Origin of the sequence: Dickeya zeae NCPPB 2538, assembly GCF_000406165.1 — a bacterium.
Lineage (GTDB): Bacteria > Pseudomonadota > Gammaproteobacteria > Enterobacterales > Enterobacteriaceae > Dickeya > Dickeya zeae.
In genome coordinates this window covers 3839635-3862906 of the sequence record NZ_CM001977.1, presented here as the reverse complement: position 1 = coordinate 3862906, position 23272 = coordinate 3839635, and the positions used below count along the sequence as shown (strand labels likewise).

General features: G+C 53.6%; 20 protein-coding genes. 16 read left to right on the top strand and 4 right to left on the bottom strand.

The features are described from left to right. The first annotated feature begins 1 nt into the window (after position 1). Positions 2-931, top strand: coding sequence for a homoserine kinase (thrB, locus tag DZE2538_RS16895; protein WP_038914659.1), 930 nt, complete (start codon positions 2-4; stop codon positions 929-931). A gap of 3 nt (positions 932-934) precedes the next feature. Further along, positions 935-2224, top strand: coding sequence for a threonine synthase (thrC, locus tag DZE2538_RS16890; protein ID WP_019843339.1), 1290 nt, complete (start codon positions 935-937; stop codon positions 2222-2224). 119 nt (positions 2225-2343) lie between these two features. Here thrC and yaaA read toward each other — a convergent pair whose 3' ends face one another. Next, positions 2344-3123, bottom strand: a complete 780-nt coding sequence (yaaA, locus tag DZE2538_RS16885) for a peroxide stress protein YaaA (RefSeq protein WP_038916840.1) — start codon at positions 3121-3123, stop codon at positions 2344-2346. A 302-nt stretch (positions 3124-3425) separates the two neighbouring features. Here yaaA and tal point away from each other — a divergent pair, with 302 nt between their 5' ends. Then, positions 3426-4379 (top strand): transaldolase, encoded by a 954-nt coding sequence (gene tal, locus DZE2538_RS16880; protein WP_038914657.1) that lies wholly within the window; start codon positions 3426-3428, stop codon positions 4377-4379. A gap of 97 nt (positions 4380-4476) precedes the next feature. Here the strand turns inward: tal and DZE2538_RS16875 are convergent, their stop codons facing one another. After that, positions 4477-5622 (bottom strand): GGDEF domain-containing protein, encoded by a 1146-nt coding sequence (locus DZE2538_RS16875; RefSeq protein WP_038916839.1) that lies wholly within the window; start codon positions 5620-5622, stop codon positions 4477-4479. Positions 5623-6023: 401 nt separating this feature from the next. Between DZE2538_RS16875 and mog the strand changes: the two genes are divergently transcribed. Together mog and DZE2538_RS16865 are read left to right on the top strand one after the other, a co-directional pair. Further along, entirely contained in the window at positions 6024-6611 is a 588-nt protein-coding gene (mog, locus tag DZE2538_RS16870) for a molybdopterin adenylyltransferase (protein WP_019843343.1), read from the top strand. A gap of 128 nt (positions 6612-6739) precedes the next feature. Then, positions 6740-8059 carry an MFS transporter gene (locus tag DZE2538_RS16865; protein WP_038914656.1) on the top strand — a complete coding sequence of 440 codons (1320 nt, stop codon included), beginning with the start codon at positions 6740-6742 and terminating at the stop codon, positions 8057-8059. Positions 8060-8141: 82 nt separating this feature from the next. On the opposite strand, the gene satP is transcribed toward DZE2538_RS16865, so the two are convergent. Next, positions 8142-8714 (bottom strand): acetate uptake transporter, encoded by a 573-nt coding sequence (gene satP / locus DZE2538_RS16860; RefSeq protein WP_012886224.1) that lies wholly within the window; start codon positions 8712-8714, stop codon positions 8142-8144. 385 nt (positions 8715-9099) lie between these two features. Here satP and dnaK point away from each other — a divergent pair, with 385 nt between their 5' ends. The 4 genes from dnaK (at position 9100) to nhaR (ending at position 14556) form a co-directional block, all read left to right on the top strand. Continuing rightward, positions 9100-11010 carry a molecular chaperone DnaK gene (gene dnaK / locus DZE2538_RS16855; RefSeq protein WP_012886223.1) on the top strand — a complete coding sequence of 637 codons (1911 nt, stop codon included), beginning with the start codon at positions 9100-9102 and terminating at the stop codon, positions 11008-11010. Positions 11011-11119: 109 nt separating this feature from the next. After that, entirely contained in the window at positions 11120-12253 is a 1134-nt protein-coding gene (gene dnaJ / locus DZE2538_RS16850) for a molecular chaperone DnaJ (RefSeq protein ID WP_012886222.1), read from the top strand. Positions 12254-12446: 193 nt separating this feature from the next. Then, positions 12447-13622, top strand: coding sequence for a Na+/H+ antiporter NhaA (nhaA, locus tag DZE2538_RS16845; RefSeq protein ID WP_038916838.1), 1176 nt, complete (start codon positions 12447-12449; stop codon positions 13620-13622). A gap of 43 nt (positions 13623-13665) precedes the next feature. After that, positions 13666-14556, top strand: coding sequence for a transcriptional activator NhaR (gene nhaR, locus DZE2538_RS16840; protein WP_038914655.1), 891 nt, complete (start codon positions 13666-13668; stop codon positions 14554-14556). Positions 14557-14635: 79 nt separating this feature from the next. On the opposite strand, the gene rpsT is transcribed toward nhaR, so the two are convergent. After that, a complete protein-coding gene (gene rpsT / locus DZE2538_RS16835; RefSeq protein ID WP_012768310.1) occupies positions 14636-14899 on the bottom strand; it encodes a 30S ribosomal protein S20 in 264 nt (87 codons plus the stop codon). 396 nt (positions 14900-15295) lie between these two features. On the opposite strand from rpsT, the gene ribF reads away from it, so the two are divergent. The 7 genes from ribF to dapB all read left to right on the top strand — a co-directional run bounded on the left by ribF (position 15296) and on the right by dapB (position 23009). Then, positions 15296-16237 carry a bifunctional riboflavin kinase/FAD synthetase gene (gene ribF / locus DZE2538_RS16830; protein WP_016940648.1) on the top strand — a complete coding sequence of 314 codons (942 nt, stop codon included), beginning with the start codon at positions 15296-15298 and terminating at the stop codon, positions 16235-16237. 34 nt (positions 16238-16271) lie between these two features. After that, a complete protein-coding gene (ileS, locus tag DZE2538_RS16825) occupies positions 16272-19097 on the top strand; it encodes an isoleucine--tRNA ligase (protein ID WP_038916837.1) in 2826 nt (941 codons plus the stop codon). Next, on the top strand, positions 19097-19603 hold the full coding sequence (gene lspA / locus DZE2538_RS16820) for a signal peptidase II (RefSeq protein ID WP_038916836.1): 507 nt from the start codon (positions 19097-19099) through the stop codon (positions 19601-19603). Before ileS ends, lspA begins: the two co-directional genes overlap by 1 nt. Positions 19604-19606: 3 nt before the next feature. Then, a complete protein-coding gene (fkpB, locus tag DZE2538_RS16815; protein ID WP_038916835.1) occupies positions 19607-20065 on the top strand; it encodes an FKBP-type peptidyl-prolyl cis-trans isomerase in 459 nt (152 codons plus the stop codon). Next, complete coding sequence (gene ispH, locus DZE2538_RS16810; RefSeq protein WP_012886215.1) at positions 20062-21012, top strand: 4-hydroxy-3-methylbut-2-enyl diphosphate reductase; 951 nt, start codon at positions 20062-20064, stop codon at positions 21010-21012. The genes fkpB and ispH overlap by 4 nt, the downstream gene beginning before the upstream one ends. Positions 21013-21084: 72 nt before the next feature. Continuing rightward, entirely contained in the window at positions 21085-22002 is a 918-nt protein-coding gene (rihC, locus tag DZE2538_RS16805; RefSeq protein ID WP_038917213.1) for a ribonucleoside hydrolase RihC, read from the top strand. Between the two features lie 185 nt (positions 22003-22187). Beyond that, complete coding sequence (dapB, locus tag DZE2538_RS16800) at positions 22188-23009, top strand: 4-hydroxy-tetrahydrodipicolinate reductase (protein WP_038916834.1); 822 nt, start codon at positions 22188-22190, stop codon at positions 23007-23009. The last annotated feature ends 263 nt before the right edge of the window (positions 23010-23272 follow it).

The following is a 23272-nucleotide window of genomic DNA, read 5'->3' as shown; positions in this document are numbered from 1 at the left end:
AATGGTGAAGATTTATGCCCCGGCATCCATTGGGAATGTGAGCGTGGGGTTTGATGTGCTGGGCGCGGCGGTATCACCGGTGGATGGTACCCTGTTGGGCGATTGCGTCAGCGTGCGCGAAGCGGATCTGTTTAGCCTGCACAATGAAGGGCGTTTTGTCAGCAAGCTGCCGGATAACCCGAAAGATAACATCGTTTATCAGTGCTGGGAGCGGTTCTGTCAGGAGATTGGCAAGACCGTACCGGTTGCCATGACGCTGGAAAAAAACATGCCGATTGGGTCGGGTTTAGGCTCCAGCGCCTGCTCGGTGGTCGCCGGATTGATGGCGATGAACGAGTTCTGTGGTAAGCCGTTGGATGATACCCGACTGCTGGCACTGATGGGTGAGCTGGAAGGTCGTATTTCCGGTAGCGTACATTACGACAATGTTGCGCCGTGCTTTCTGGGCGGCGTGCAACTGATGATAGAAGAGCAGGGCATCATCAGTCAGCCAGTCCCGGGATTTGACGACTGGTTATGGGTGATGGCCTATCCGGGCATCAAGGTGTCCACGGCTGAAGCGCGGGCAATCTTACCCGCGCAGTATCGCCGTCAGGACTGTATTAGCCACGGTCGCTATCTGGCGGGCTTCATTCACGCCTGCCATACCGGTCAGGCGGAACTGGCAGCCACACTGATGAAAGACGTGATCGCTGAGCCATATCGTACGCGCTTGCTGCCGGGGTTTGCCGAGGCGCGTCAGGCTGCCAACGAATTAGGGGCGCTGGCCTGTGGCATTTCCGGTTCCGGGCCGACGCTGTTTTCCGTGTGCAACGATATGGCCGTTGCACAGCGCCTGGCAAACTGGCTGCGGGAAAACTATCTGCAGAACGACGAAGGTTTTGTTCATATTTGCCGTCTGGATACCGCAGGCGCGCGACAACTGGGATAACGCATGAAACTGTACAATCTGAAAGATCACAATGAACAGGTGAATTTCGCCGAGGCGATCCGTAAAGGACTGGGAAGCAATCAGGGCCTGTTTTTCCCGTTGGAGCTGCCTGAATTCGACCGTACGACCGTTGATGAACTGCTGGAGCAGGATTTTGTCACCCGCAGTAGCCGCATCCTGTCGGCGTTCATTGGTGATGAAATGTCCGATGAAATCGTCTACCAGCGTGTGAAAGCGGCGTTCCGCTTCCCGGCACCGGTAGTACCGGTGAGCGAGGATATTGCCGCGCTGGAGCTGTTCCACGGCCCGACGCTGGCGTTCAAAGACTTCGGCGGCCGTTTGATGGCGCAGATGCTGGCGGAAGTGGCGGGCGATCAACCGATCACGATTCTGACTGCGACGTCTGGTGATACCGGGGCGGCGGTTGCCCACGCGTTTTACGGCCTGAAAAATGTGCGGGTGGTGATTCTGTACCCGAACGGCAAGATCAGTCCGTTGCAGGAGAAACTGTTCTGTACTCTGGGTGGCAACATCCACACTATCGCCATCGACAGTGATTTCGATGCCTGTCAGGCGCTGGTGAAGCAGGCGTTTGATGATGAAGAACTCAAACGTGCGATCGGGCTGAACTCTGCCAACTCTATCAACATCAGTCGTCTGCTGGCACAGATCAGTTACTATTTTGAAGCGGTGGCGCAGTTGCCACAGGAAGCACGCAACCAACTGGTGGTATCGGTGCCCAGTGGTAACTTCGGTGACCTGACCGCCGGTCTGTTGGCGAAATCGCTGGGCCTGCCGGTGAAGCGTTTTATCGCCGCGACCAATGCGAACGATACCGTGCCGCGCTTTTTGCAAAACGGCACCTGGCAGCCGAACCCGACAGTGGCGACGCTCTCTAATGCGATGGATGTGAGCCAGCCAAACAACTGGCCGCGCGTGGAGGAGTTGTTCCGCCGTAAAAACTGGCAGTTGAAGGATCTGGCGTTTGGTGCGGTGAGTGACGAAACCACCAAAGCCACCATGCTGGAACTCGAAGCGCTGGGTTATACCTCGGAGCCGCACGCAGCTATCGCTTACCGTTTGTTGCGTGACCAACTGCAACCGGGTGAATACGGCCTGTTCCTGGGTACTGCCCATCCGGCGAAGTTTAAAGAGAGTGTGGAAGCGATTCTGGGTAAAACCTTGCCGTTACCGCAGGCGCTGGCTGATCGTGCAGATCTGGCATTGCTGTCACACCACTTCGCCCCGGATTTTGCGCTGCTGCGTAAATTCCTGATGGAGCTGCCGTACTAATCTACTCTGGGTAGTGAGGCAGACTGGCCCTCACGACGACCTTGCGAAACGACCGGAAAATGGGGAACCACCTTCCGGTCGTTTTTGTTTAAAGCACGCTAAACCTTGTGCTCATGTTTTCAGGCATCGCGCTCACGGCGTCGGAAGACGAGTTCGTCCGCCGAGGAGTCGGCAGGCTCGAAGTAATAGCCATCGCTGTTAAAATCTTTTAGCTGTTCCGGTTGTGTAAGACTATTTTGAATGATGAAGCGACTCATCAGGCCGCGAGCCTTTTTGGCATAAAAACTGATCACCTTGAACTTGCCGTTCTTTTCATCCAAAAAGACGGGTTTGATAATCCGTGCCTTGAGTCTGGCTGGCTTGACGGATTTGAAGTACTCGTCTGAGGCCAGATTAATCAGGACATCGTCGTTTTGTTCGGCCAGTGCCTGATTAAGCGTTTCGGTAATGGTATCGCCCCAAAACTGATACAGGTCGTTGCCCACGTCGTTTTTCAACCGAATGCCCATTTCCAGACGGTAAGGCCGCATCAGGTCCAATGGACGTAATACGCCATACAAGCCGGACAGTATGCGCAAATGCTGCTGGGCAAAATCAAAATCCGCCTCGCTGAAATCTTCCGCTGCCAGACCGGTATAGACATCACCTTTGAAGGCCAGCAGCGCCTGACGCGCGTTATCCAGCGAAAATTCCGGGCTCCATTCCTGAAAACGAGCGGCATTCAGGTCCGCCAGTTTGTCGCTGATGCTCATCAGCGAGGCGATATCCGCCGGGGTCAATTGCTTGCAATGCTGTATCAGTTGCTGGGAGTACGCCAGCAGCGCAGGCTGCGTATGGCGTTGAGTCGGCAGCGGGCTGGTGTAATCCAGCGTTTTAGCAGGTGAAAGGGTGATGAGCATAAGCATATCCCGTTGGTGTATTGGCAGGCCTTACTGTAGCAAAAGTCGGTAAAAAAGGGGCGATAGCTGCGACAGGCAGGATAAATCGGCGGTGTGTGGTGTAGCGCGCGATTTTTGGTTAAAAACAGGAATAAATAAAAATGAATGTTAGTTATTTTATTGATTTTTAATCTTAATTTCCTATTTTTTCTTTTGGCTGGTTTTTCGCTGGTCCGCTTGCGCGGTCTTTGGCGCGTGTTATTATCAGGCTCTGGCGACAGTTCCTGCCACCAGTTCATGCACAAACAATGAGAAAGGCCAACATGACGGATAAACTGACTTCCCTACGCCAATTCACCACCGTAGTGGCAGATACCGGCGATATCGCGGCAATGAAGCTTTACCAGCCGCAGGACGCCACTACCAACCCCTCCCTGATTTTGAATGCGGCGCAGATTCCGGAATACCGTGCGCTGATTGATGACGCTGTAGTCTGGGCCCGCGCACAGAGCAGCAAACGCGAGCAGCAGCTTGTTGATGCGACTGACAAACTGGCCGTCAATATCGGTCTGGAAATTCTTAAGCTGATTCCGGGCCGTATCTCTACCGAAGTTGACGCCCGTCTTTCTTACGATACCGAAGCCAGCGTTGCCAAGGCAAAACGTCTGATCAAACTGTATAACGACGCCGGTATCAGCAACGACCGTATTCTGATCAAACTGGCTTCCACCTGGCAGGGTATCCGCGCTGCTGAGCAGTTGGAAAAAGAAGGCATTAACTGCAACCTGACACTGCTGTTCTCGTTTGCCCAGGCTCGTGCCTGCGCAGAAGCCGGTGTGTTCCTGATTTCTCCGTTCGTAGGCCGCATTCTGGACTGGTATAAAGCCAACGGCGACAAGAAAGAGTTTGCTGCGCACGAAGACCCGGGTGTTGTCTCCGTGACTGATATCTATGAGTACTATAAGTCGCATGGTTATGAAACCGTGGTCATGGGAGCCAGCTTCCGTAATGTGGGCGAGATTCTGGAACTGGCGGGTTGTGATCGTCTGACGATTGCCCCGGCACTGCTTAAAGAACTGGCGGAAAGCCAGGGCGACGTGGTGCGTAAACTTGCTTATCAGGGTGAAGTGAAAGCGCGTCCGGCTAAGCTGACTGAGTCTGAGTTTTACTGGCAGCACAATCAGGATCCGATGGCGGTGGATAAACTGGCCGACGGTATCCGTAAATTTGCGGTAGACCAGGAAAAACTGGAAAAAATGATCGCCGACCTGCTGTAAGACGTTATCTGTTATAACGGCTTTATTTGTTATAACAACTTGCTTGCAGTAAGGTTTACACCGGTAGGGTTGAATACCGAGTGTGTGTCGAAAACGGTCAGCTGGCGCTGGCCGTTGTTGTTTCTGTCATGTCCTGTTGGGACGGTGCGGGCTGCGTGGCGATAGTACAGTTCCGTGACCGTTTGGCCTGATAGAGATTAACGTCGGCACGGCGGATAATTTCATCCAGCCTCTCATCGGGCAGTTCTGTGGCCACCAGCCCAATGCTGACGGTAATTCCCGGTGCTACCGAGGTGGCGTTGTACCCGAATTCATGGATCCCTTCTCTGACCCGTTCTGCCACACGCATGGCGTTTTCCAGCGTGATGCCGGGCAGCACAACGGCAAACTCATCGCCACCCAGACGGCAAATGATGTCACGGTTACGAAACGAGTGCCGAATAATGTCGGCAATGGTTTTGAGCGTTTTATCGCCAGCGGCATGACCCCATGTGTCGTTCACCTGCTTGAAATGGTCGATATCAATCAGCATCGCGCAGAGCGGCTTATCCTCCTGATAGGCGACTTTTAATGCACGGTTGGCCAACTGGTAAAAGGCGTCCCGGCGCAAAACACCGGTCAGATCGTCGTAACGAGCGGTGGCAGGAAGCTCTATCAGGTACTTCTTCGTAAACAGCGATAACAGGCTACCCATAATGGCAATCAGCAGGCTGATGCAAACCAGCGTGACGACTTCTGCAGAAGAGGTAAGAATGTTGATAAAGCCGGGCACATTACTCAAGGTGGTGATGCGTACGCGTGCGCCGATCAGTTTATCGGTGGGCGAGAGGATGGGCATCACGGTAATAAACTGATCTTTTTCCGGCGAATTACCGGCTGAGGCCAGCATATTCTGGCAGACCCGAATAATCGCCATATCATTAAGCGGCAGGTTGAGTTCCGACAGGCGGTTGATGCATTCGTGGCGGGTGTCGTGGGTGTTGAACGCCATAATGCGCACCCGAGAGAACATCGAGTTGCCGACTTTGTAGAACTGATCACTTTCAGTGACGTCGCCACCCATGTTATTGGCATCGTACAGGCGGATTATATTGTCGAAACTACGTTTTTCTTCCTGCCAGTCTTTTTGGCGGGAATTCAGCAACAATAGGCTGGTCAGTGCAACGGAGAACAAGCCGAACAAGACAAAAGCGGAAAATGGATTGGCAAACAACCTTACCAGGTGACTTTTAATAACATTCATTCACTTTTCCTGAACTGCACGGTGGTACGCTATTGTCCGGCCCTGATATTACTTGCAAAATCAGCCTCGGTGAGGCGCTACGCTCATTTCCGGAGCCCGGAATCAGTGTAGCCGTTATTCACGTGATGATTTACGCGTACTCTCCCTGTGCAATCTGACTGCGATAATCATGCAAGCTGGGGTAGACTCTTAATTATTATTATGGTCAAAAATATTAATCGATAGTTGAGCATTAACTCGTTGAATCGTTAGATATTGTGCATGGTCATGGCGCGGTTGTTGATGACATCGCGCAGATCTCAAGCATTGTCTCATTAGTGAGCTGATTTTTGAATGGGTTTAATGCATTGGATGATTAATCTGGCTGATAGAACTAATTTTTGGATAAACAAGAGGTGCTTATGAACAGTCTATGTGTTGGTTTGGTATCCATTTCTGATCGCGCGTCCAGCGGGGTTTATCAGGATGAAGGCATTCCGGCTCTGCAGGCATGGCTGAGCGAAGCACTGAGCACCCCTTTTGATGTGCAAACCCGTTTGGTGCCGGATGAACAACCGCTAATCGAGCAAACACTGTGTGAGCTGGTGGACGAATGTGGTTGTCATCTGGTACTGACGACGGGCGGTACCGGGCCGGCGCGTCGTGATGTCACGCCTGATGCCACGCTGGCGGTTGCCGATCGGGAAATGCCGGGGTTCGGCGAACAGATGCGCCAGATTAGCCTGCGTTTTGTGCCCACTGCGATTTTGTCGCGTCAGGTTGGTGTCATTCGCAAGCAGGCATTGATTCTCAATTTACCGGGACAGCCGAAATCTATTCGTGAAACCTTGTCTGGCCTGAAGGATGCAACGGGGCAGGTTATCGTGCCGGGTATTTTTGCCAGTGTTCCCTACTGCATCCAACTGCTGGAAGGGCCTTATATCGAAACCAATCCTGACGTGGTAGTTGCTTTTCGTCCTAAGAGTGCGATACGCGATATAAAAAGCTGAAGTTGACGTATTGAATCAATAATTGCTGCTCGATGTTGGTGTGTCAAAATTTTGCCGCTATAGTAATTTTTTATTTACACGATAATATAAAATTATTTTCTTATCGTACTGGCATTGCGCGGTGATTTATGGCTGGTGAGCAGCATCGTCGATTGAATCGACACGATTATCAAACCCTCTCGTTGGCGGCACTGGGCGGCGCGCTGGAGTTTTACGACTTCATCATCTTCGTCTTTTTCGCCGCTGTTATTGGTGATCTGTTTTTCCCGTCGGATATTCCCGAATGGCTGCGACAGGTACAGACCTTTGGCATCTTTGCTGCTGGCTATCTGGCGCGCCCGCTAGGCGGCATCGTGATGGCGCACTTTGGCGATCGTGTTGGTCGCAAAAAAATGTTCAGCCTGAGTATCCTGCTGATGGCGTTGCCGACGCTGGGTATGGGGATGCTGCCGACGTACGCCTCCATCGGTATCGCGGCCCCGCTACTGTTATTGTTGATGCGGGTGCTGCAAGGGGCGGCGATTGGCGGTGAAGTGCCGGGCGCGTGGGTGTTTGTGGCGGAACATGTTCCCCGGTCCCGTATCGGTATTGCCTGCGGCACACTGACCGCTGGGCTGACGCTCGGCATTCTGTTTGGTTCGATGGTCGCCACTGTGCTCAATACCTTACTGCAACCAGGGCAGATTGTTGCCGGTGGCTGGCGTATCCCGTTCTTTATCGGTGGGATTTTTGGGTTGATTGCTTTGTACCTGCGCCGCTGGTTACAGGAAACGCCGATTTTCCGCGAGATGCAGGCGCATAAGGCGCTGGCGGATGAACTGCCGCTCAAAACTGTCGTCTTTCGCCACAAGAAGGCGATAGTGGTCAGTATGTTGCTAACCTGGCTGTTATCAGCGGGCATTGTGGTGGTGATACTGATGGCACCGGTGTATTTGCAGAAATTGCACGGTATTCCAGCGGCGTTGACACTGCAGGCCAATAGTCTGGCCACCATTATGCTGATGGTGGGGTGCATTATTGCCGGGCTGGCATCGGACAGGATTGGCGTCGGTCGCACCTTTATTATTGGTAGCCTGCTGTTTGCCGTATGCAGTTGGTTCTTTTATTCCCATGCGGCCATGAGCCATGGCGTGTTGTTTATCAGCTATGCGCTGGCGGGATTGAGCGTTGGGGTAGTGGGCGCTGTGCCATACGTGATGGTGCGCGCATTCCCGGCAGCGGTGCGCTTTTCCGGTATTTCTTTTTCCTACAACGTGGCGTACGCCATTTTTGGTGGTATGACGCCAATTTTTGTCACGTTGCTGATGAAATGGACGCCGATGGCACCGGCGTTTTATGTGCTGGCGTTGTGTGCATTAGGGCTGATGCTGGGCGTTTATCTGCAGAGTCAGACCCACCGTGAGGTGGAATCGAAAGCCGAGCAGGTGACGTCGCCTGCCAGCGTATAACTGCTGAGCAAAAAGGTGAACGAAAAAAGAGGCGCAAGATGCGCCTCTTTTTTTACCTGCTAGTGAGTGTCACGCGGCTCTATCAGTGTGCGCCACGAGCACCAATCGGCAGTACGGTACGGCCATACTGCTCGTTGAGCACTTCGGCCATTGCCAGGTAGATGGCACTGGCACCACAGATAATGCCTTCGTAACCGGCGAAGGTCAGCAGCGCGTGGTTGCCGGTGATGTTACCGATCGCCAGCAGGGCGAACAGTACGGTCAGGCTGGCGAACACGAATTGCAGCGCGCGGTTGGCACCCAGTGTGCCGAAGAACATAAACAGGGTGAAGATGCCCCACAGTGCCAGGAATACGCCCAGGAACTGTGCATCGGCCGCTTCCGCCAGGCCCATTTTCGGCAGCATGATGATAGCAACCAGCGTCAACCAGAATGCGCCATAGGACGTAAAGGCAGTGACGCCAAAGGTGTTGCCTTTTTTATATTCCAGCAGGCCAGCCAGGATCTGGGCGATACCGCCATAGAAGATGCCCATGCTCAGAATAATAGAAGTCAGTGGGAAAAAGCCTGCGTTGTGCAGGTTTAACAAAATGGTGGTCATCCCGAAGCCCATCAGTCCCAATGGGCCCGGATTCGCCAACGTTTTCTCGTGCATACATCCTCAGCAATAACAAAATGGTCAATGTGGTGTTGTGTCTCAAAGTTTGCCCGGCGGACACCCTTTCGAGATGAACGGCCTGCCGCCGTTACCCGCTGTCAGGCCGGGTTAATCCCTTTTCTGCGGCGAGCGCGGCATCATAGCGGGCGGCAATAGGCGATACAACCAGATAGGTTGCGAATAATTTGATCAAAAACGGGGAAGATGCAGTTTTTTTTGGTGACTCCCCCTTGATGCCGGAATTGTCGTCCCCATCTTAGAGTCATCGAAGCGGTTTGACTGAAAAGATAATGACGATTTTGGGGTGTTGAAAAGTAGTATTTCGCCCGCATAGTAGGTTAAACCACCACACCGAATATGACTTTTAAGTGGAGATGTTTAGATGGGTAAGATTATTGGTATCGACTTGGGTACAACCAACTCTTGTGTAGCGATTATGGACGGTACGCAGGTCAAAGTACTGGAAAACAGCGAAGGTGATCGCACCACGCCTTCCATTATTGCTTATACGCAAGATGGTGAAACTCTGGTTGGCCAACCGGCTAAACGTCAGGCGGTGACTAACCCGAAAAATACGCTGTTTGCTATCAAACGTTTGATTGGTCGTCGTTTCCAGGATGAAGAAGTTCAGCGCGACACCAACATCATGCCGTACAGAATTATCCCGGCTGACAACGGCGACGCGTGGGTAGAAGTTAAAGACCAGAAACTGGCTCCGCCGCAGATTTCCGCTGAAGTGCTGAAGAAAATGAAAAAGACGGCGGAAGATTATCTGGGTGAAACCATCACCGAAGCCGTCATTACCGTTCCGGCTTATTTTAACGATGCTCAGCGTCAGGCGACCAAAGACGCCGGCCGTATCGCGGGCCTCGAAGTAAAACGTATCATTAACGAACCGACCGCCGCAGCGCTGGCATACGGCCTGGACAAAGGTGTTGGCAACCGCACTATCGCCGTGTATGACCTGGGTGGTGGTACGTTCGATATCTCCATTATCGAAATCGATGACGTGGACGGCGAAAAAACCTTTGAAGTACTGGCGACCAACGGTGATACCCACCTGGGTGGCGAAGACTTCGATAGCCGTATGATCAACTATCTGGTTGACGAGTTCAAAAAAGAGCAGGGCTTTGACCTGCGTAACGACCCGCTGGCGATGCAGCGTCTGAAAGAAGCGGCAGAAAAAGCGAAGATTGAGCTGTCTTCCGCTCAGCAGACTGACGTTAACCTGCCGTACATCACGGCGGACGCAACCGGTCCGAAACACCTGAATATCAAGGTGACTCGCGCCAAACTGGAATCGCTGGTTGAAGACCTGGTAACCCGTTCACTGGAACCGCTGAAAGTGGCGTTGCAGGATGCTGGCCTGTCCGTGTCCGAAATCCACGACGTGATCCTGGTCGGTGGTCAGACACGTATGCCGCTGGTACAGAAGAAAGTGGCCGATTTCTTCGGAAAAGAGCCGCGTAAAGATGTTAACCCGGATGAAGCTGTGGCGATCGGTGCTGCGGTGCAGGGTGGCGTGCTGGCCGGTGACGTAAAAGACGTGCTGCTGCTGGACGTGACTCCGCTGTCTCTGGGTATCGAAACCATGGGCGGCGTGATGACTCCGCTGATTACCAAGAACACCACCATTCCGACCAAACACAGTCAGGTGTTCTCAACGGCGGAAGACAACCAGTCTGCGGTGACTATCCATGTACTGCAGGGTGAGCGTAAGCGCGCTCATGATAACAAGTCGCTGGGCCAGTTCAACCTGGACGGTATCCAGCCGGCACCGCGCGGTATGCCGCAGATTGAAGTGACGTTCGACATCGACGCCGACGGTATCCTGCATGTATCGGCTAAAGACAAGAACAGTGGCCGTGAGCAGAACATCACCATCAAAGCCTCTTCGGGCCTGAATGAGGACGAAATTCAGAAGATGGTACGTGATGCCGAAGCTAACGCCGAAGCGGACCGTAAGTTTGAAGAACTGGTACAGGCACGCAACCAGGGTGACCACCTGCTGCATAGCACCCGTAAGCAACTGGAAGAAACCGGCGACAAGCTGGCTGCCGCTGACAAGACCGCTATTGAAGAAGCACTGAAAGCGCTGGAAACTGCGCTGAAAGGTGAAGATAAAGCGGATATCGACGCGAAAATCCAGAAACTGGCGGAAGCATCGACCAAACTGCTGGAAGCGGCTCAGCAGCAACAGGCTCAGGCCGGTGCGGCGGGCGCTGACAATGCAGCCCGTCAGGATGACGATGTGGTCGACGCCGAGTTCGAAGAAGTCAAAGACAAGAAATAATCGCCCTTAAGCGGGCGCAGTAGCGGTAGCTCATACTGTTGCTGGCAACCAGCACGGGCGTCGGGGAAACTCTGCGCCCGTGCACGCATGTTGAGGGCAGGAAAAAAGAATGGCGAAGCAAGACTACTACGAAATTCTGGGTGTTGCGAAAGACGCTGATGAACGCGACATCAAAAAGGCTTATAAACGGCTGGCGATGAAATATCATCCGGACCGCAATCCGGGTGATAAAGAGGCTGAAGCCAAGTTCAAGGAAGTCAAAGAAGCCTATGAGATTTTGACCGATGCTCAGAAACGCGCCGCCTACGATCAGTATGGACATGCCGCGTTTGAGCAAGGTGGCATGGGTGGCGGCGGTGCCGGTGGTTTCGGCGGCGCTGATTTCGGCGACATTTTTGGTGATGTATTCGGCGATATCTTTGGCGGCGGACGTCGTCAGCGTGCAAGTCGCGGCTCTGATTTACGTTACACCATGGAGCTGACGCTGGAAGAAGCGGTGCGCGGCGTTACGAAAGAGATCCGTATCCCGACGCTGCAGGAGTGTGACGTGTGCCATGGCAGCGGCGCTAAACCGGGCAGCAATGCGGTCACGTGCCCGACGTGCCACGGCAACGGACAGGTGCAAATGCGTCAGGGCTTCTTTACGGTGCAGCAGACGTGTCCGCACTGTCATGGGCGCGGGAAAATCATCAAAGATCCTTGCACGAAGTGCCACGGTCATGGCCGCGTCGAGAAGAGCAAAACACTATCGGTCAAGATCCCGGCAGGGGTCGATACTGGTGACCGCATCCGCCTGGCAGGTGAAGGGGAAGCGGGAGAATTTGGCGCGCCAGCAGGCGATTTGTATGTTCAGGTGCAAGTGCGTGAACACCCGATCTTCCAGCGTGAAGACAATAACCTCTATTGCGAAGTACCGATTAACTTTGCGATGGCGGCGCTGGGGGGCGAAATCGAAGTGCCGACGCTCGACGGTCGTGTGATGCTGAAAGTACCAGCGGAAACGCAAACCGGTAAACTGTTCCGTATGCGTGGTAAAGGTGTGAAATCTGTTCGCGGCGGCGTTCAGGGCGACCTGCTGTGCCGGGTGGTGGTAGAAACCCCGGTCAACTTGAGCGATCGTCAAAAACAACTGTTGCAGGAATTGCAGGAAAGTTTCGGTGGGCCGACTGGCGAAAGCAACAGCCCACGTTCCAAAAGTTTCTTCGACGGTGTGAAAAAATTCTTTGATGATTTGACTCGCTAAGTCGATTCTCCGCCCGTCTTAATAAAAGCCAGCCAGGGTAACCCGGCTGGCTTTTTTACCGATATCGTCTAACTGTTCGGTTTATTCGAGTAATAATCCAGTTTAAAACTGCTTTTAACGATGAGTACTGTAGCTTAACCTTGCATCTCATTATCGGGCCGTGATGCCCGTCGATGGGGTAAGGGAGACAAAAATGATAAAGCTATTTCGCTATTTGACCGGCCTGGAAGCGGCTGCCGGTATGATTTTGATTATCGCCACGCTGTTGGCGTTACTGGTTGCCAATATCCCCGCCACACTATCGTGGTATCACGCCTTTCTGGATATACCGGTTGTACTGGGGATTGGCGCACTGGATATCAACAAACCGCTGCTGTTGTGGATCAATGACGGTTTGATGGCGCTGTTTTTCCTGCAGGTAGGGCTGGAGGTGAAGCGTGAATTGGTCGTCGGTGCGCTGGCGAGTCGACGTCAGGCCATACTGCCGGTGGTGGCGGCATTTGGTGGGATGCTGGTGCCCGCGCTGTTTTTCCTGCTGTTCAACGCCACTGAAGTAGAAACTCGCTCCGGCTGGGCGATTCCGACGGCGACGGATATCGCTTTCGCGGTCGGTATCCTGGTGCTGTTGGGTAAACGAGTGCCAACCGGGTTAAAAGTATTTCTGCTGGCGCTGGCGATCATTGACGACCTGGGGGCTATCGTCATCATTGCCTTGTTCTATACACAGCAGTTGCATTGGCTGGCGCTGTCAGGCGCACTGGCCGCCATCGCGGTTCTGGCGTACATGAATCACCAGCAGGTGATGAAAACCTCGGCCTATCTGTTGGTTGGCATCGTGCTGTGGGTATGTATTCTGAAATCTGGCGTGCATGCTACGCTTGCCGGGGTGATTGTGGGATTCTTTATTCCCCTGCGTGTTCCGGCGGGGCATCCTTCACCTGCCAGTACGCTGGAGCATGGGCTGGCGAGTTGGATTGCCTTTTTGGTGATCCCGCTGTTTGCTTTCGCTAATGCCGGTATTTCGTTGCAGGGTGTTGAGTTCCAGCACTTGTTATCACCATTAACGTTGGGTATCGCCAGCGGATTACTGGTGGGCAAGCCGATTGGTGTGTCGTTATTTAGCTGGCTGGTGATCCGCCTTGGGCTTGGCCGGTTACCGGCTGGCGTGGATTTTCGTCAGGTGATGGCGGTATCGGTGTTGTGCGGCATTGGGTTCACCATGTCTATCTTCATTACGTTACTGGCGTTTGGCGATGTGTCGGCACAGGATATTCTGTATGCCAAGCTGGCGATTTTGCTGACGTCGCTGACCACGGCGGTATTGGGCTACCTGACATTGCGTGCGGTGTTGCCTGCGGCACAGCGCTAACTCGGTATGAATGAACTATGCATGAATGAAGGGACGCGGGCCTATGTCGCATATTAACTTCAATCATCTCTACTATTTCTGGCAAGTGTGTAAGACCGGTTCGGTGGCTGCCGCCGCCGAACGGCTATTTCTGACGCCACAAACGATTACCGGGCAAATAAAACTACTGGAAGAGCGACTACAGGGAAAGTTGTTCAAGCGTAAAGGCCGTGGGCTGGAGCCAACAGAACTGGGGCAACTGGTATTTCGCTATGCGGACAAGATGTTTGCCTTGAGTCAGGAGATGCTGGATATCGTGAATTACCGCAAGGAGTCCAGCCTGCTGTTTGACGTCGGCGTGGCGGATGCCTTGTCGAAACGACTGGTAAGTCGGGTGTTGGAAACGGTGGTGAATGAACAAATGCCGATTCACCTGCGCTGCTTCGAATCCACCCATGAGTTGCTGATTGAACAGTTAAGCCAGCACAAGCTGGATATGATTTTGTCTGATTGCCCGGTAGATTCCGGCCAGCAGGCCGGGCTATTTTCCCGCAAACTGGGTGAGTGCGGGGTGAGTTTTTATAGCCGCCGCCCGGGGCCGGATGCGCCTTTCCCCGCTTGCCTGTCGCAAAGTAAGCTATTAATTCCTGCCCGCCGTACCATGCTGGGGCGCAAGCTGCTCAATTGGTTTAGTGAGCAGAATCTGTTAGTGGATATCATGGGCGAGTTCGATGATGCAGCATTGATGACCGCTTTCGGAATGAGTCACGATGCGATTTTTGTCGCGCCATCGCTGCATGCCGATGAAATGGTGGCGCAAGGCGAGATTGTAGAGATTGGTCGCATCGACAATATTCAGGATGAGTATTACGTTATTTTTGCCGAACGCATGATTCAACACCCGGCGGTGCAACGCGTCTGCAACGAAGATTTCTCTTCCCTGTTTTGTGAATAACGGTGTTTGTACTCTGTTTGACGGGCACAAAAAAACCGGCCTGAGCCGGTTTCTTTAGCGATTCATCACGTAAACGTGATTACTGCATCGCGTTGATCTGCGCAGTCAGATTGGATTTATGACGAGCAGCTTTGTTTTTGTGGATCAGACCTTTGCTGGCCTGACGGTCCACGATCGGTTGCATGTCATTAAATGCTTTCTGCGCAGCTTCTTTATCGCCAGTGGCGATGGCCGCATACACTTTCTTGATGAAAGTACGCATCATGGAGCGACGGCTTGCATTGTGCTTGCGGCGCTTCTCAGACTGTACGGCGCGTTTCTTAGCTGATTTGATATTAGCCAAGGTCCAACTCCCAAATATATTCTATCGAGGACAATTCAAAGGCCGAGGAATATGCCCTTTTAGCCTTCTTTTGTCAATGGATTTGTGCAAATAAGCGCCGTTTGTACGCCAGCGCTTGTTACGTTGTGATGGCGCGGGATTTTAGCAGCTTAAGCGTCGGGAATACAGCCTTTCGCGTCATAAATTCGCCCTTTGCCGCCTTTGTCGCGTCAAGCGTTTGATTACGGGTTAAAAGCCGTGCGCTCGTCGATGCGCCTGCTAGCGGCCAGGTGAAAAATTCTCATTGAGGTGGGAAGGCGAAATACGCTGACATGGCAACAAAAGGCATGAATCGCGGGTTAACCTTGGTCGCTGTACAAGGTATAATCCGCCGATTTCCACTGTTTTGAGCCAGTTATGCAGCTAATACGCGGTATACACAATCTCCAGGCCTGCCATTACGGCTGTGTGCTAACTATTGGTAACTTTGACGGTGTCCACCGCGGGCATCAGGCATTGCTTGAGCGCCTGAAGCAGGAAGGTCAGGCCCGTGGGTTACCGGTCATGGTGATGATTTTCGAGCCTCAGCCGCTGGAGCTGTTTGCCGCAGAAAAAGCACCGGCACGGTTGACCCGGCTGCGCGATAAGGTCAAGTATCTGGCGCAGGCTGGTGTGGATTATCTCTTGTGCGTGACCTTTGACGCCCATTTTGCCGCGAACCATGCCAGTACCTTTATTTCCAGCCTGTTGGTGGAAAAGCTAGGGGTGAAATTTCTGGTGGTGGGGGATGACTTCCGCTTCGGGGCTGGCCGCGAGGGGGATTTCCTGTTATTACAGAAAGCGGGCGTCGAACAGAATTTCGACGTGATCAGCACGCAGACCTTTTGCAGCAGTGGCAAACGGGTGAGCAGCACCGCCGTACGTGAAGCGTTGGCGCAGGACAACCTGACGCTGGCGCAGGAGCTGTTAGGGCACCCGTTCAGTATCTCTGGTCGGGTGGTGCACGGCAACGAGCTGGGGCGTACCATCGGTTTTCCAACGGCCAACCTGCCTTTGAAACGCCAGGTTTCTCCGGTAAGCGGTGTCTATGCCGTCCAGGTGTACGGACTGGGTGATGCACCGTTGCCCGGTGTTGCCAATATTGGTACCCGTCCGACCATCACGGGCGATAAACGCCAGCAACTGGAAGTGCATTTGTTGGATGTCACACTGGATCTGTATGGGCGACATATAGATGTGGTGATGTGTAAAAAATTACGTAGTGAGCAGCGGTTTGCTTCGCTGGATGCGCTGAAGCAGCAAATCGCCAACGATGTGGTGGCCGCCCGTGAGTTCTTCGGGTTGAAGGCACCGGTTTAATTTTTCTCTAGCCGAAAACGAAATCGAGAAGCGAATGAGTGACTATAAAACTACCCTGAATTTGCCGGAAACAGGGTTCCCGATGCGTGGCGATTTAGCCAAGCGCGAACCTGACATGCTGAAACGTTGGTATGAGCAGGATTTGTACGGGATTATTCGTGGCGCCAAGAAGGGTAAAAAAACCTTTATCCTTCATGACGGCCCGCCGTATGCGAACGGCAACATTCATATTGGTCACTCGGTTAACAAGATTCTCAAAGACATTATTAACAAGGCCAAAGGTTTATCCGGTTATGACTCGCCGTATGTGCCGGGCTGGGACTGCCATGGTTTGCCAATCGAACTGAAAGTAGAACAACTGGTGGGCAAACCGGGTGAGAAAGTCAGCGCCGCACAATTCCGTGAAGAGTGCCGGAAATACGCAGCCGAGCAGGTAGCCGGGCAGAAAAAAGATTTCATCCGTCTGGGTGTGTTGGGTGACTGGGATCGTCCCTACCTGACAATGGATTTCAAAACCGAAGCCAACATTATTCGCGCACTGGGTCGAATCATCGAAAACGGCCATCTGCACAAAGGTGCCAAGCCGGTGCACTGGTGTGCCGACTGCGGTTCCGCGTTGGCGGAAGCGGAAGTAGAGTATTACGACAAAACGTCCCCGGCGATTGATGTGGCGTTCAACGCGGTTGACCGTGCCGCCGTGCTGGCGAAGTTCGGGCTGGCTGCCGATGCGGTTGATGGCGATGTGGCGCTGGTCATCTGGACGACGACCCCCTGGACGTTGCCGGCCAACCGCGCCATTTCACTGAATGCCGAGTTCGACTATGCGCTGATTCAGGTGGCTGGCAAAGCCATCATCGTTGCTGAAGGGCTGGCCGACGCGGTCGCTAAACGTGTTACCGGGAGCGACGCTAGTACTCGTCTGGGACATACCGTCAAAGGTAGCGAGCTGGAATTGCTGCGTTTCCGTCATCCATTCCTGGATTTCGATGTCCCGGCTATTTTGGGTGATCACGTCACGCTGGATGCCGGTACCGGTGCGGTACACACCGCCGGTGGTCACGGTCCGGACGACTATGTCATCAGCCAGAAATACCAATTAGAAATCGCTAACCCTGTCGGACCCAACGGCTGCTACCTGCCGGGTACCTTCCCGGGGTTGGATGGTCTGTTCGTGTTTAAAGCCAACGACAAGATCGTTGAATTGCTGCGTGAGCGCGGCGCGTTGTTGCACCATGAAAAGCTGCAACACAGCTACCCGTGCTGCTGGCGTCACAAGTCTCCGATCCTGTTCCGTGCTACGCCGCAGTGGTTCGTGAGCATGGATCAAAACGGCTTGCGTAAACAGTCGCTGTCTGAAATTAAAGGCGTGCAGTGGATTCCGGATTGGGGTCAGGCGCGCATTGAGTCGATGGTCGCGAACCGTCCTGACTGGTGTATTTCCCGCCAGCGTACCTGGGGCGTGCCGATGTCGCTGTTCGTGCATAAAGAAACACAGGAACTGCATCCTCGTACCGCAGAGCTGATTGAGGCGGTAGCCAAACGTGTCGAGCAGGACGGCATTCAGGCATGGTGGGATCTCAACCCGGCAGACCTGATGGGCGCGGAAGCGGCCGATTATGAAAAAGTACCGGATACGCTGGATGTGTGGTTCGACTCAGGGTCGACGCATGCTTCTGTGGTGGATGTTCGCCCGGAATTTGGCGGCCACGCAGCGGATATGTATCTGGAAGGCTCCGACCAGCATCGTGGCTGGTTCATGTCTTCACTGATGATTTCTACCGCAATTAAAGGCAAAGCGCCGTACCGTCAGGTGCTGACCCACGGTTTCACCGTGGACGGTCAGGGCCGCAAGATGTCGAAATCCATCGGCAACACCGTCAGCCCGCAGGATGTGATGGATAAATTGGGGGCGGATATTCTGCGTTTGTGGATCGGCTCTACCGATTACTCTGGCGAGATTGCGGTATCTGATGAAATCCTCAAACGTTCTGCCGATGCCTACCGTCGTATCCGTAACACCGCACGTTTCCTGCTGGCTAACCTGAATGGTTTCGATCCGGCGCTGCATAGCGTGAAGCCGGAAGACATGGTGGTGCTGGATCGTTGGGCGGTAGGCTGTGCCAAAGCGGCGCAGGATGAGATTGTCGAGGCTTACGAGAGCTACGATTTCCACCGTGTGGTGCAGCGTCTGATGCAGTTCTGCTCTATTGAGATGGGGTCGTTCTATCTCGATATCATCAAGGACCGCCAGTACACCGCGAAACACGACAGCGTGGCGCGTCGTAGCTGTCAGACTGCACTGTTCCATATCGCCGAAGCGCTGGTGCGTTGGATGGCCCCGATTATGTCGTTTACCGCCGATGAAATCTGGGGGTATCTGCCGGGTAAACGTGCGCAGTTTGTCTTTACCGAAGAGTGGTATGACGGTTTATTCGGGCTGGCCGACAGCGAACCGATGAACGATGCGTTCTGGACTGACATGCTGAATGTGCGCAGTGAAGTCAACAAGGTGATCGAGCAGGCGCGTAACGACAAGCGTATCGGTGGTTCACTGGAAGCGGCCGTGACGTTGTATGCGGATGAGCGGTTGTTTGCACAGCTCAACAGTCTGCAAGGTGAGTTGCACTTTGCCTTGTTAACTTCCAAAGCGCGCCTGGAACGTGGTGAGAATGCACCGGCTGACGCACAGCAAAGTGAATTACCGGGACTGAAAGTTGTCCTTACTAAAGCCGACGGGGAGAAATGCCCGCGTTGTTGGCACTATGAAACGGATATCGGCAGTGATGCCGCGCATCCGGATGTATGCGGTCGCTGTGCGACCAATGTTGGCGGCAATGGCGAAGAGCGTAAGTTTGTCTGATGAGTAAATCTACTGGAGCAACGGGTCTGCGCTGGCTGTGGCTGGCTGCACTGGTACTGGTGGTCGATCTCGGCAGCAAGCAGTGGGTGATGACCCACTTCCAACTGGGCGAGTCGGTACCGCTGGTGCCGTTCTTCAATTTTACCTACGCCCATAACTATGGCGCGGCGTTTAGCTTTCTGGCAGACAAAGGCGGCTGGCAACGCTGGCTGTTTGCGGTGATAGCACTGGTGATTATTGTGGCGTTGCTGGCGATGATGCTTCGCTCCAGTGCCAGCCAGAAGCAGAACAACATCGCTTATGCGATGATCATTGGTGGCGCTATTGGCAACCTGGCCGATCGGTTGGTACATGGTTACGTGATCGACTTTCTGGATTTTTACGTCAATAACTGGCATTACCCGACGTTTAATCTGGCGGATAGCGCCATTGTCGTGGGAGCGTTGCTGATTGTGCTGGAGGGGTTTTTGGCTTCTCCGCAAAAAAAGCAGGCGGAAGGTAAATAACACATGACGGAATTCGTGACGAACGGCAGCGGAGTGCTGGTGCATTTTACGCTGATGCTGGAAGACGGTTCCGTGGCGGAAGCCACCCGTGAGAGCGGCAAACCAGCGATGTTTCGGCTGGGGGACGGTAGCCTGTCTACGGCGCTGGAAGCTCAATTGCTGGGTTTGCAGGTCGGCGATAAGCGTACGTTCAGTCTGCCGCCAGAGTCTGCCTTTGGCCCGTTGAATCCCGATTTGATCCAATTCTTCCTGCGTCGTGATTTTGTGCAGACCGGGGTGCCCGAAGTGGGCACCATCATGCTGTTCAGCGGTATGGCTGGTAATGATATGCCAGGCATTATCCGTGAGGTGGCTGACGAGTCGGTGACGGTGGATTTCAACCACCCGTTGGCCGGGCATACCATCACGTTTGACGTAGAAGTACTGGAGGTTCATCCCCCTTCTGACGGAGGCAACGCATGAAAATCTTGCTGGCTAACCCCCGTGGATTCTGTGCTGGCGTCGATCGCGCTATCAGTATTGTCGAGCGGGCGCTGGAAGTGTACGGCGCGCCGATTTACGTCCGTCATGAAGTGGTACATAACCGCTATGTGGTGGACGGGCTGCGCGATCGCGGTGCCGTCTTTATCGAGCAAATCGAAGACGTGCCGGATGGCGCGATTCTGATCTTCTCCGCGCATGGCGTATCGCAGGCGGTGAGAGCGGAAGCCAAAAGTCGTGAATTGACCGTCTTTGATGCGACTTGTCCGCTGGTGACGAAAGTGCATATGGAAGTGGCGCGTGCCAGCCGTAAGGGGACGGAAGCCATCCTGATAGGCCACGCCGGGCACCCAGAAGTGGAAGGCACCATGGGTCAGTACAACAACCCGGCTGGGGGCATGTACCTGGTGGAAGGGCCGGAGGATGTCTGGTCGCTGCAGGTAAAAGATGAAACCAATCTCTGTTTCATGACCCAGACGACCTTGTCGGTGGATGATACCTCGGCAGTTATCGATGCACTGCGGGCGCGTTTCCCGCAGATTATCGGGCCACGCAAAGATGATATCTGTTACGCCACCACCAACCGTCAGGAAGCCGTACGTAACCTGGCGGCACAGGCAAATGTGGTGCTGGTGGTTGGGTCGAAAAACTCCTCTAATTCCAATCGTCTGGCCGAGTTGTCACAGCGTGTCGGTAAACCGTCTTACTTGATTGATTCTGCGGATGATATTCAGGAAGAGTGGCTAAAGGGTGTTGCTTGTGTGGGGGTGACCGCCGGGGCTTCTGCGCCGGACGTGCTGGTTCAGCAAGTCATTAAACGCCTGCAAAGCATGGGGGGAGAAGTGGCCATGGAGATGGAAGGTCGCGCAGAGAACATCGTGTTTGAAGTGCCGAAAGAATTGCGTATGGACGTTCGTGAGGTGGAGTAAGTCCTTCGCCTCATCGTTAAAAAATGATGCCAGACGATGAAAATCGCCTGGCATTTTTTTGGGAGAACGCGCATGAACCGAATCCCCATTATTCTGGATACTGACCCAGGCATCGACGATGCTGTTGCCATCGCGGCGGCGTTGTTTGCCCCTGAACTGGATCTGAAGCTCATTACGACAGTAGCAGGCAATGTGGACGTGGAAAAAACCACGCGCAATGCGCTGCAACTGCTGCATTTTTGGGACGCAGTCGTGCCGGTGGCGCAAGGGGCGGCGACACCGTTGGTACGTCCGTTGCGTGACGCTGCCTATGTTCATGGTGAGTCTGGCATGGAAGGCTACGACTTTGTGGCGCATGAAGGCACTGCGCTGGAAACGTCTGCTGCCCAGGCCATGTATGACTGCCTTAACCGTAGCCCTGAGCCTGTCACGCTTGTGACCATCGGGCCGCTGACCAATGTCGCCTTACTGTTGACGCTTTACCCACAGTGTAAAAAACAGATTAAACATCTGGTGATGATGGGGGGATCGTCAGGGCGTGGCAATTTCACGCCGAATGCGGAATTTAATATGGCGATTGACCCGGAGGCGGCGGCGCGTGTCTTCGACAGTGGTATCGATATCGTGATGTGTGGGCTGGATGTGACCAATGAGGCAGTGCTGACACCGGATTATCTGGCCACATTACCGGGCCTTAACCGTACCGGTGCCATGTTGCATGCCCTGTTCAGCCATTATCGCAGCGGCAGTATGGCGACTGGTTTGCGTATGCACGACCTGTGCGCTATTGCTTATCTGGTGAAACCCAGCCTGTTTACTCTGCAACACTGTTTTGTCGCGGTGGAAACGCAGGGAGAATATACCGCGGGTACCACGGTAGTGGATCTCCAGCATCGGTTGCATCGCCCGGCTAATGCGCAGGTGGCGTTAGCGTTGGATGTCGCGGGATTTCGCGCCTGGGTGGCGCAGGTGTTGGCTTTAGCGCCTTAATGTTTTGGTTAAGCCATGCCTGCCTGCAGGGGCAGGGTATTGTGGCCATAAACAATAGCTTTTACTGATATCCCCGCGGGTTTGTCATAAATTTCTAATTATGGGGGTTTTCGGCTGGCAGCGCCTGGCTGGGCTGGTTAACCTGAGAACCTTTTCTCACTCATCAACAAATAAAGAGTACGAATATGCGTGATGCACAAATCCGCGTCGCCATCGCAGGAGCGGGTGGTCGCATGGGGCGGCAGTTGATTCAGGCTGCATTGCAGATGGAAGGCGTAGTCCTGGGTGCGGCGCTGGAATGCGAAGGTTCATCTTTGCTGGGTAGTGACGCGGGCGAGTTGGCCGGGGCAGGGAAAACGGATGTTACCGTACAGAGCAGTCTTGAGGCGGTGGTGAACGATTTCGACGTGTTTATCGATTTTACTCGTCCGGAAGGTACGCTTAGTCACCTCGCGTTTTGTCGCCAGCACGGCAAAGGGATGGTGATCGGCACCACCGGTTTTGACGACGCCGGTAAAGCGGCGATTCAGCAGGCTGCCGCCGACATTGGGATTGTGTTTGCCGCTAACTTTAGCGTTGGCGTGAATGTGTTGCTCAAGCTGCTGGAAAAAGCGGCCAAAGTCATGGGCGACTACACGGACATTGAAATCATAGAAGCGCACCACCGCCATAAAGTGGACGCGCCATCAGGCACGGCATTGGCGATGGGCGAGGCGATCGCCGGGGCGTTGGGTCGTGACCTGAAAGAGTGTGCGGTTTATGCACGTGAAGGGTATACCGGTGAGCGTGAGCCAAAAAGCATCGGTTTTGCCACCATTCGGGCTGGAGATATCGTGGGAGAGCACACGGCGATGTTTGCAGATATCGGTGAGCGTATCGAGATAACACACAAGGCTTCCAGCCGGATGACTTTCGCAAATGGCGCGGTCAGGTCTGCATTATGGGTAAGCTCTCGTAATCATGGTCTTTTTGATATGAGAGATGTGCTTGGGCTTGATGATTTGTAAGGTGTTTCTCTCTGGTTTTTTATTAATGTGTTGATTTTAATGGCGCTAAAAATAGCGCCATTGTTTTATTTGATAAATAATGGTTTCGTTTGAATATTGGTGTGTGTTGGTTTTTTTTAATGATTATCTTTCTTTTTGTTTGTGGTGTGTCGGCCATTTATGATTCATTACACCGGTTTTGGCGTGATTTTAATCATTCTTTCATTCATTGGTGCTGGCAACCGTTTACTTTTCGCAGTTGATGTGTGTTTTTGCCGGTATGG

Excerpts from the sequence above, each read along its gene's own strand:
- thrB (WP_038914659.1), top strand. The coding sequence starts at position 2 with ATGGTGAAGATTTATGCCCCGGCATCCATTGGGAATGTGAGCGTGGGG.
- thrC (WP_019843339.1), top strand. The coding sequence starts at position 935 with ATGAAACTGTACAATCTGAAAGATCACAATGAACAGGTGAATTTCGCC.
- yaaA (WP_038916840.1), bottom strand. The coding sequence starts at position 3,123 with ATGCTCATCACCCTTTCACCTGCTAAAACGCTGGATTACACCAGCCCG.
- tal (WP_038914657.1), top strand. The coding sequence starts at position 3,426 with ATGACGGATAAACTGACTTCCCTACGCCAATTCACCACCGTAGTGGCA.
- DZE2538_RS16875 (WP_038916839.1), bottom strand. The coding sequence starts at position 5,622 with ATGAATGTTATTAAAAGTCACCTGGTAAGGTTGTTTGCCAATCCATTT.
- mog (WP_019843343.1), top strand. The coding sequence starts at position 6,024 with ATGAACAGTCTATGTGTTGGTTTGGTATCCATTTCTGATCGCGCGTCC.
- DZE2538_RS16865 (WP_038914656.1), top strand. The coding sequence starts at position 6,740 with ATGGCTGGTGAGCAGCATCGTCGATTGAATCGACACGATTATCAAACC.
- satP (WP_012886224.1), bottom strand. The coding sequence starts at position 8,714 with ATGCACGAGAAAACGTTGGCGAATCCGGGCCCATTGGGACTGATGGGC.
- dnaK (WP_012886223.1), top strand. The coding sequence starts at position 9,100 with ATGGGTAAGATTATTGGTATCGACTTGGGTACAACCAACTCTTGTGTA.
- dnaJ (WP_012886222.1), top strand. The coding sequence starts at position 11,120 with ATGGCGAAGCAAGACTACTACGAAATTCTGGGTGTTGCGAAAGACGCT.
- nhaA (WP_038916838.1), top strand. The coding sequence starts at position 12,447 with ATGATAAAGCTATTTCGCTATTTGACCGGCCTGGAAGCGGCTGCCGGT.
- nhaR (WP_038914655.1), top strand. The coding sequence starts at position 13,666 with ATGTCGCATATTAACTTCAATCATCTCTACTATTTCTGGCAAGTGTGT.
- ribF (WP_016940648.1), top strand. The coding sequence starts at position 15,296 with ATGCAGCTAATACGCGGTATACACAATCTCCAGGCCTGCCATTACGGC.
- ileS (WP_038916837.1), top strand. The coding sequence starts at position 16,272 with ATGAGTGACTATAAAACTACCCTGAATTTGCCGGAAACAGGGTTCCCG.
- lspA (WP_038916836.1), top strand. The coding sequence starts at position 19,097 with ATGAGTAAATCTACTGGAGCAACGGGTCTGCGCTGGCTGTGGCTGGCT.
- fkpB (WP_038916835.1), top strand. The coding sequence starts at position 19,607 with ATGACGGAATTCGTGACGAACGGCAGCGGAGTGCTGGTGCATTTTACG.
- ispH (WP_012886215.1), top strand. The coding sequence starts at position 20,062 with ATGAAAATCTTGCTGGCTAACCCCCGTGGATTCTGTGCTGGCGTCGAT.
- rihC (WP_038917213.1), top strand. The coding sequence starts at position 21,085 with ATGAACCGAATCCCCATTATTCTGGATACTGACCCAGGCATCGACGAT.
- dapB (WP_038916834.1), top strand. The coding sequence starts at position 22,188 with ATGCGTGATGCACAAATCCGCGTCGCCATCGCAGGAGCGGGTGGTCGC.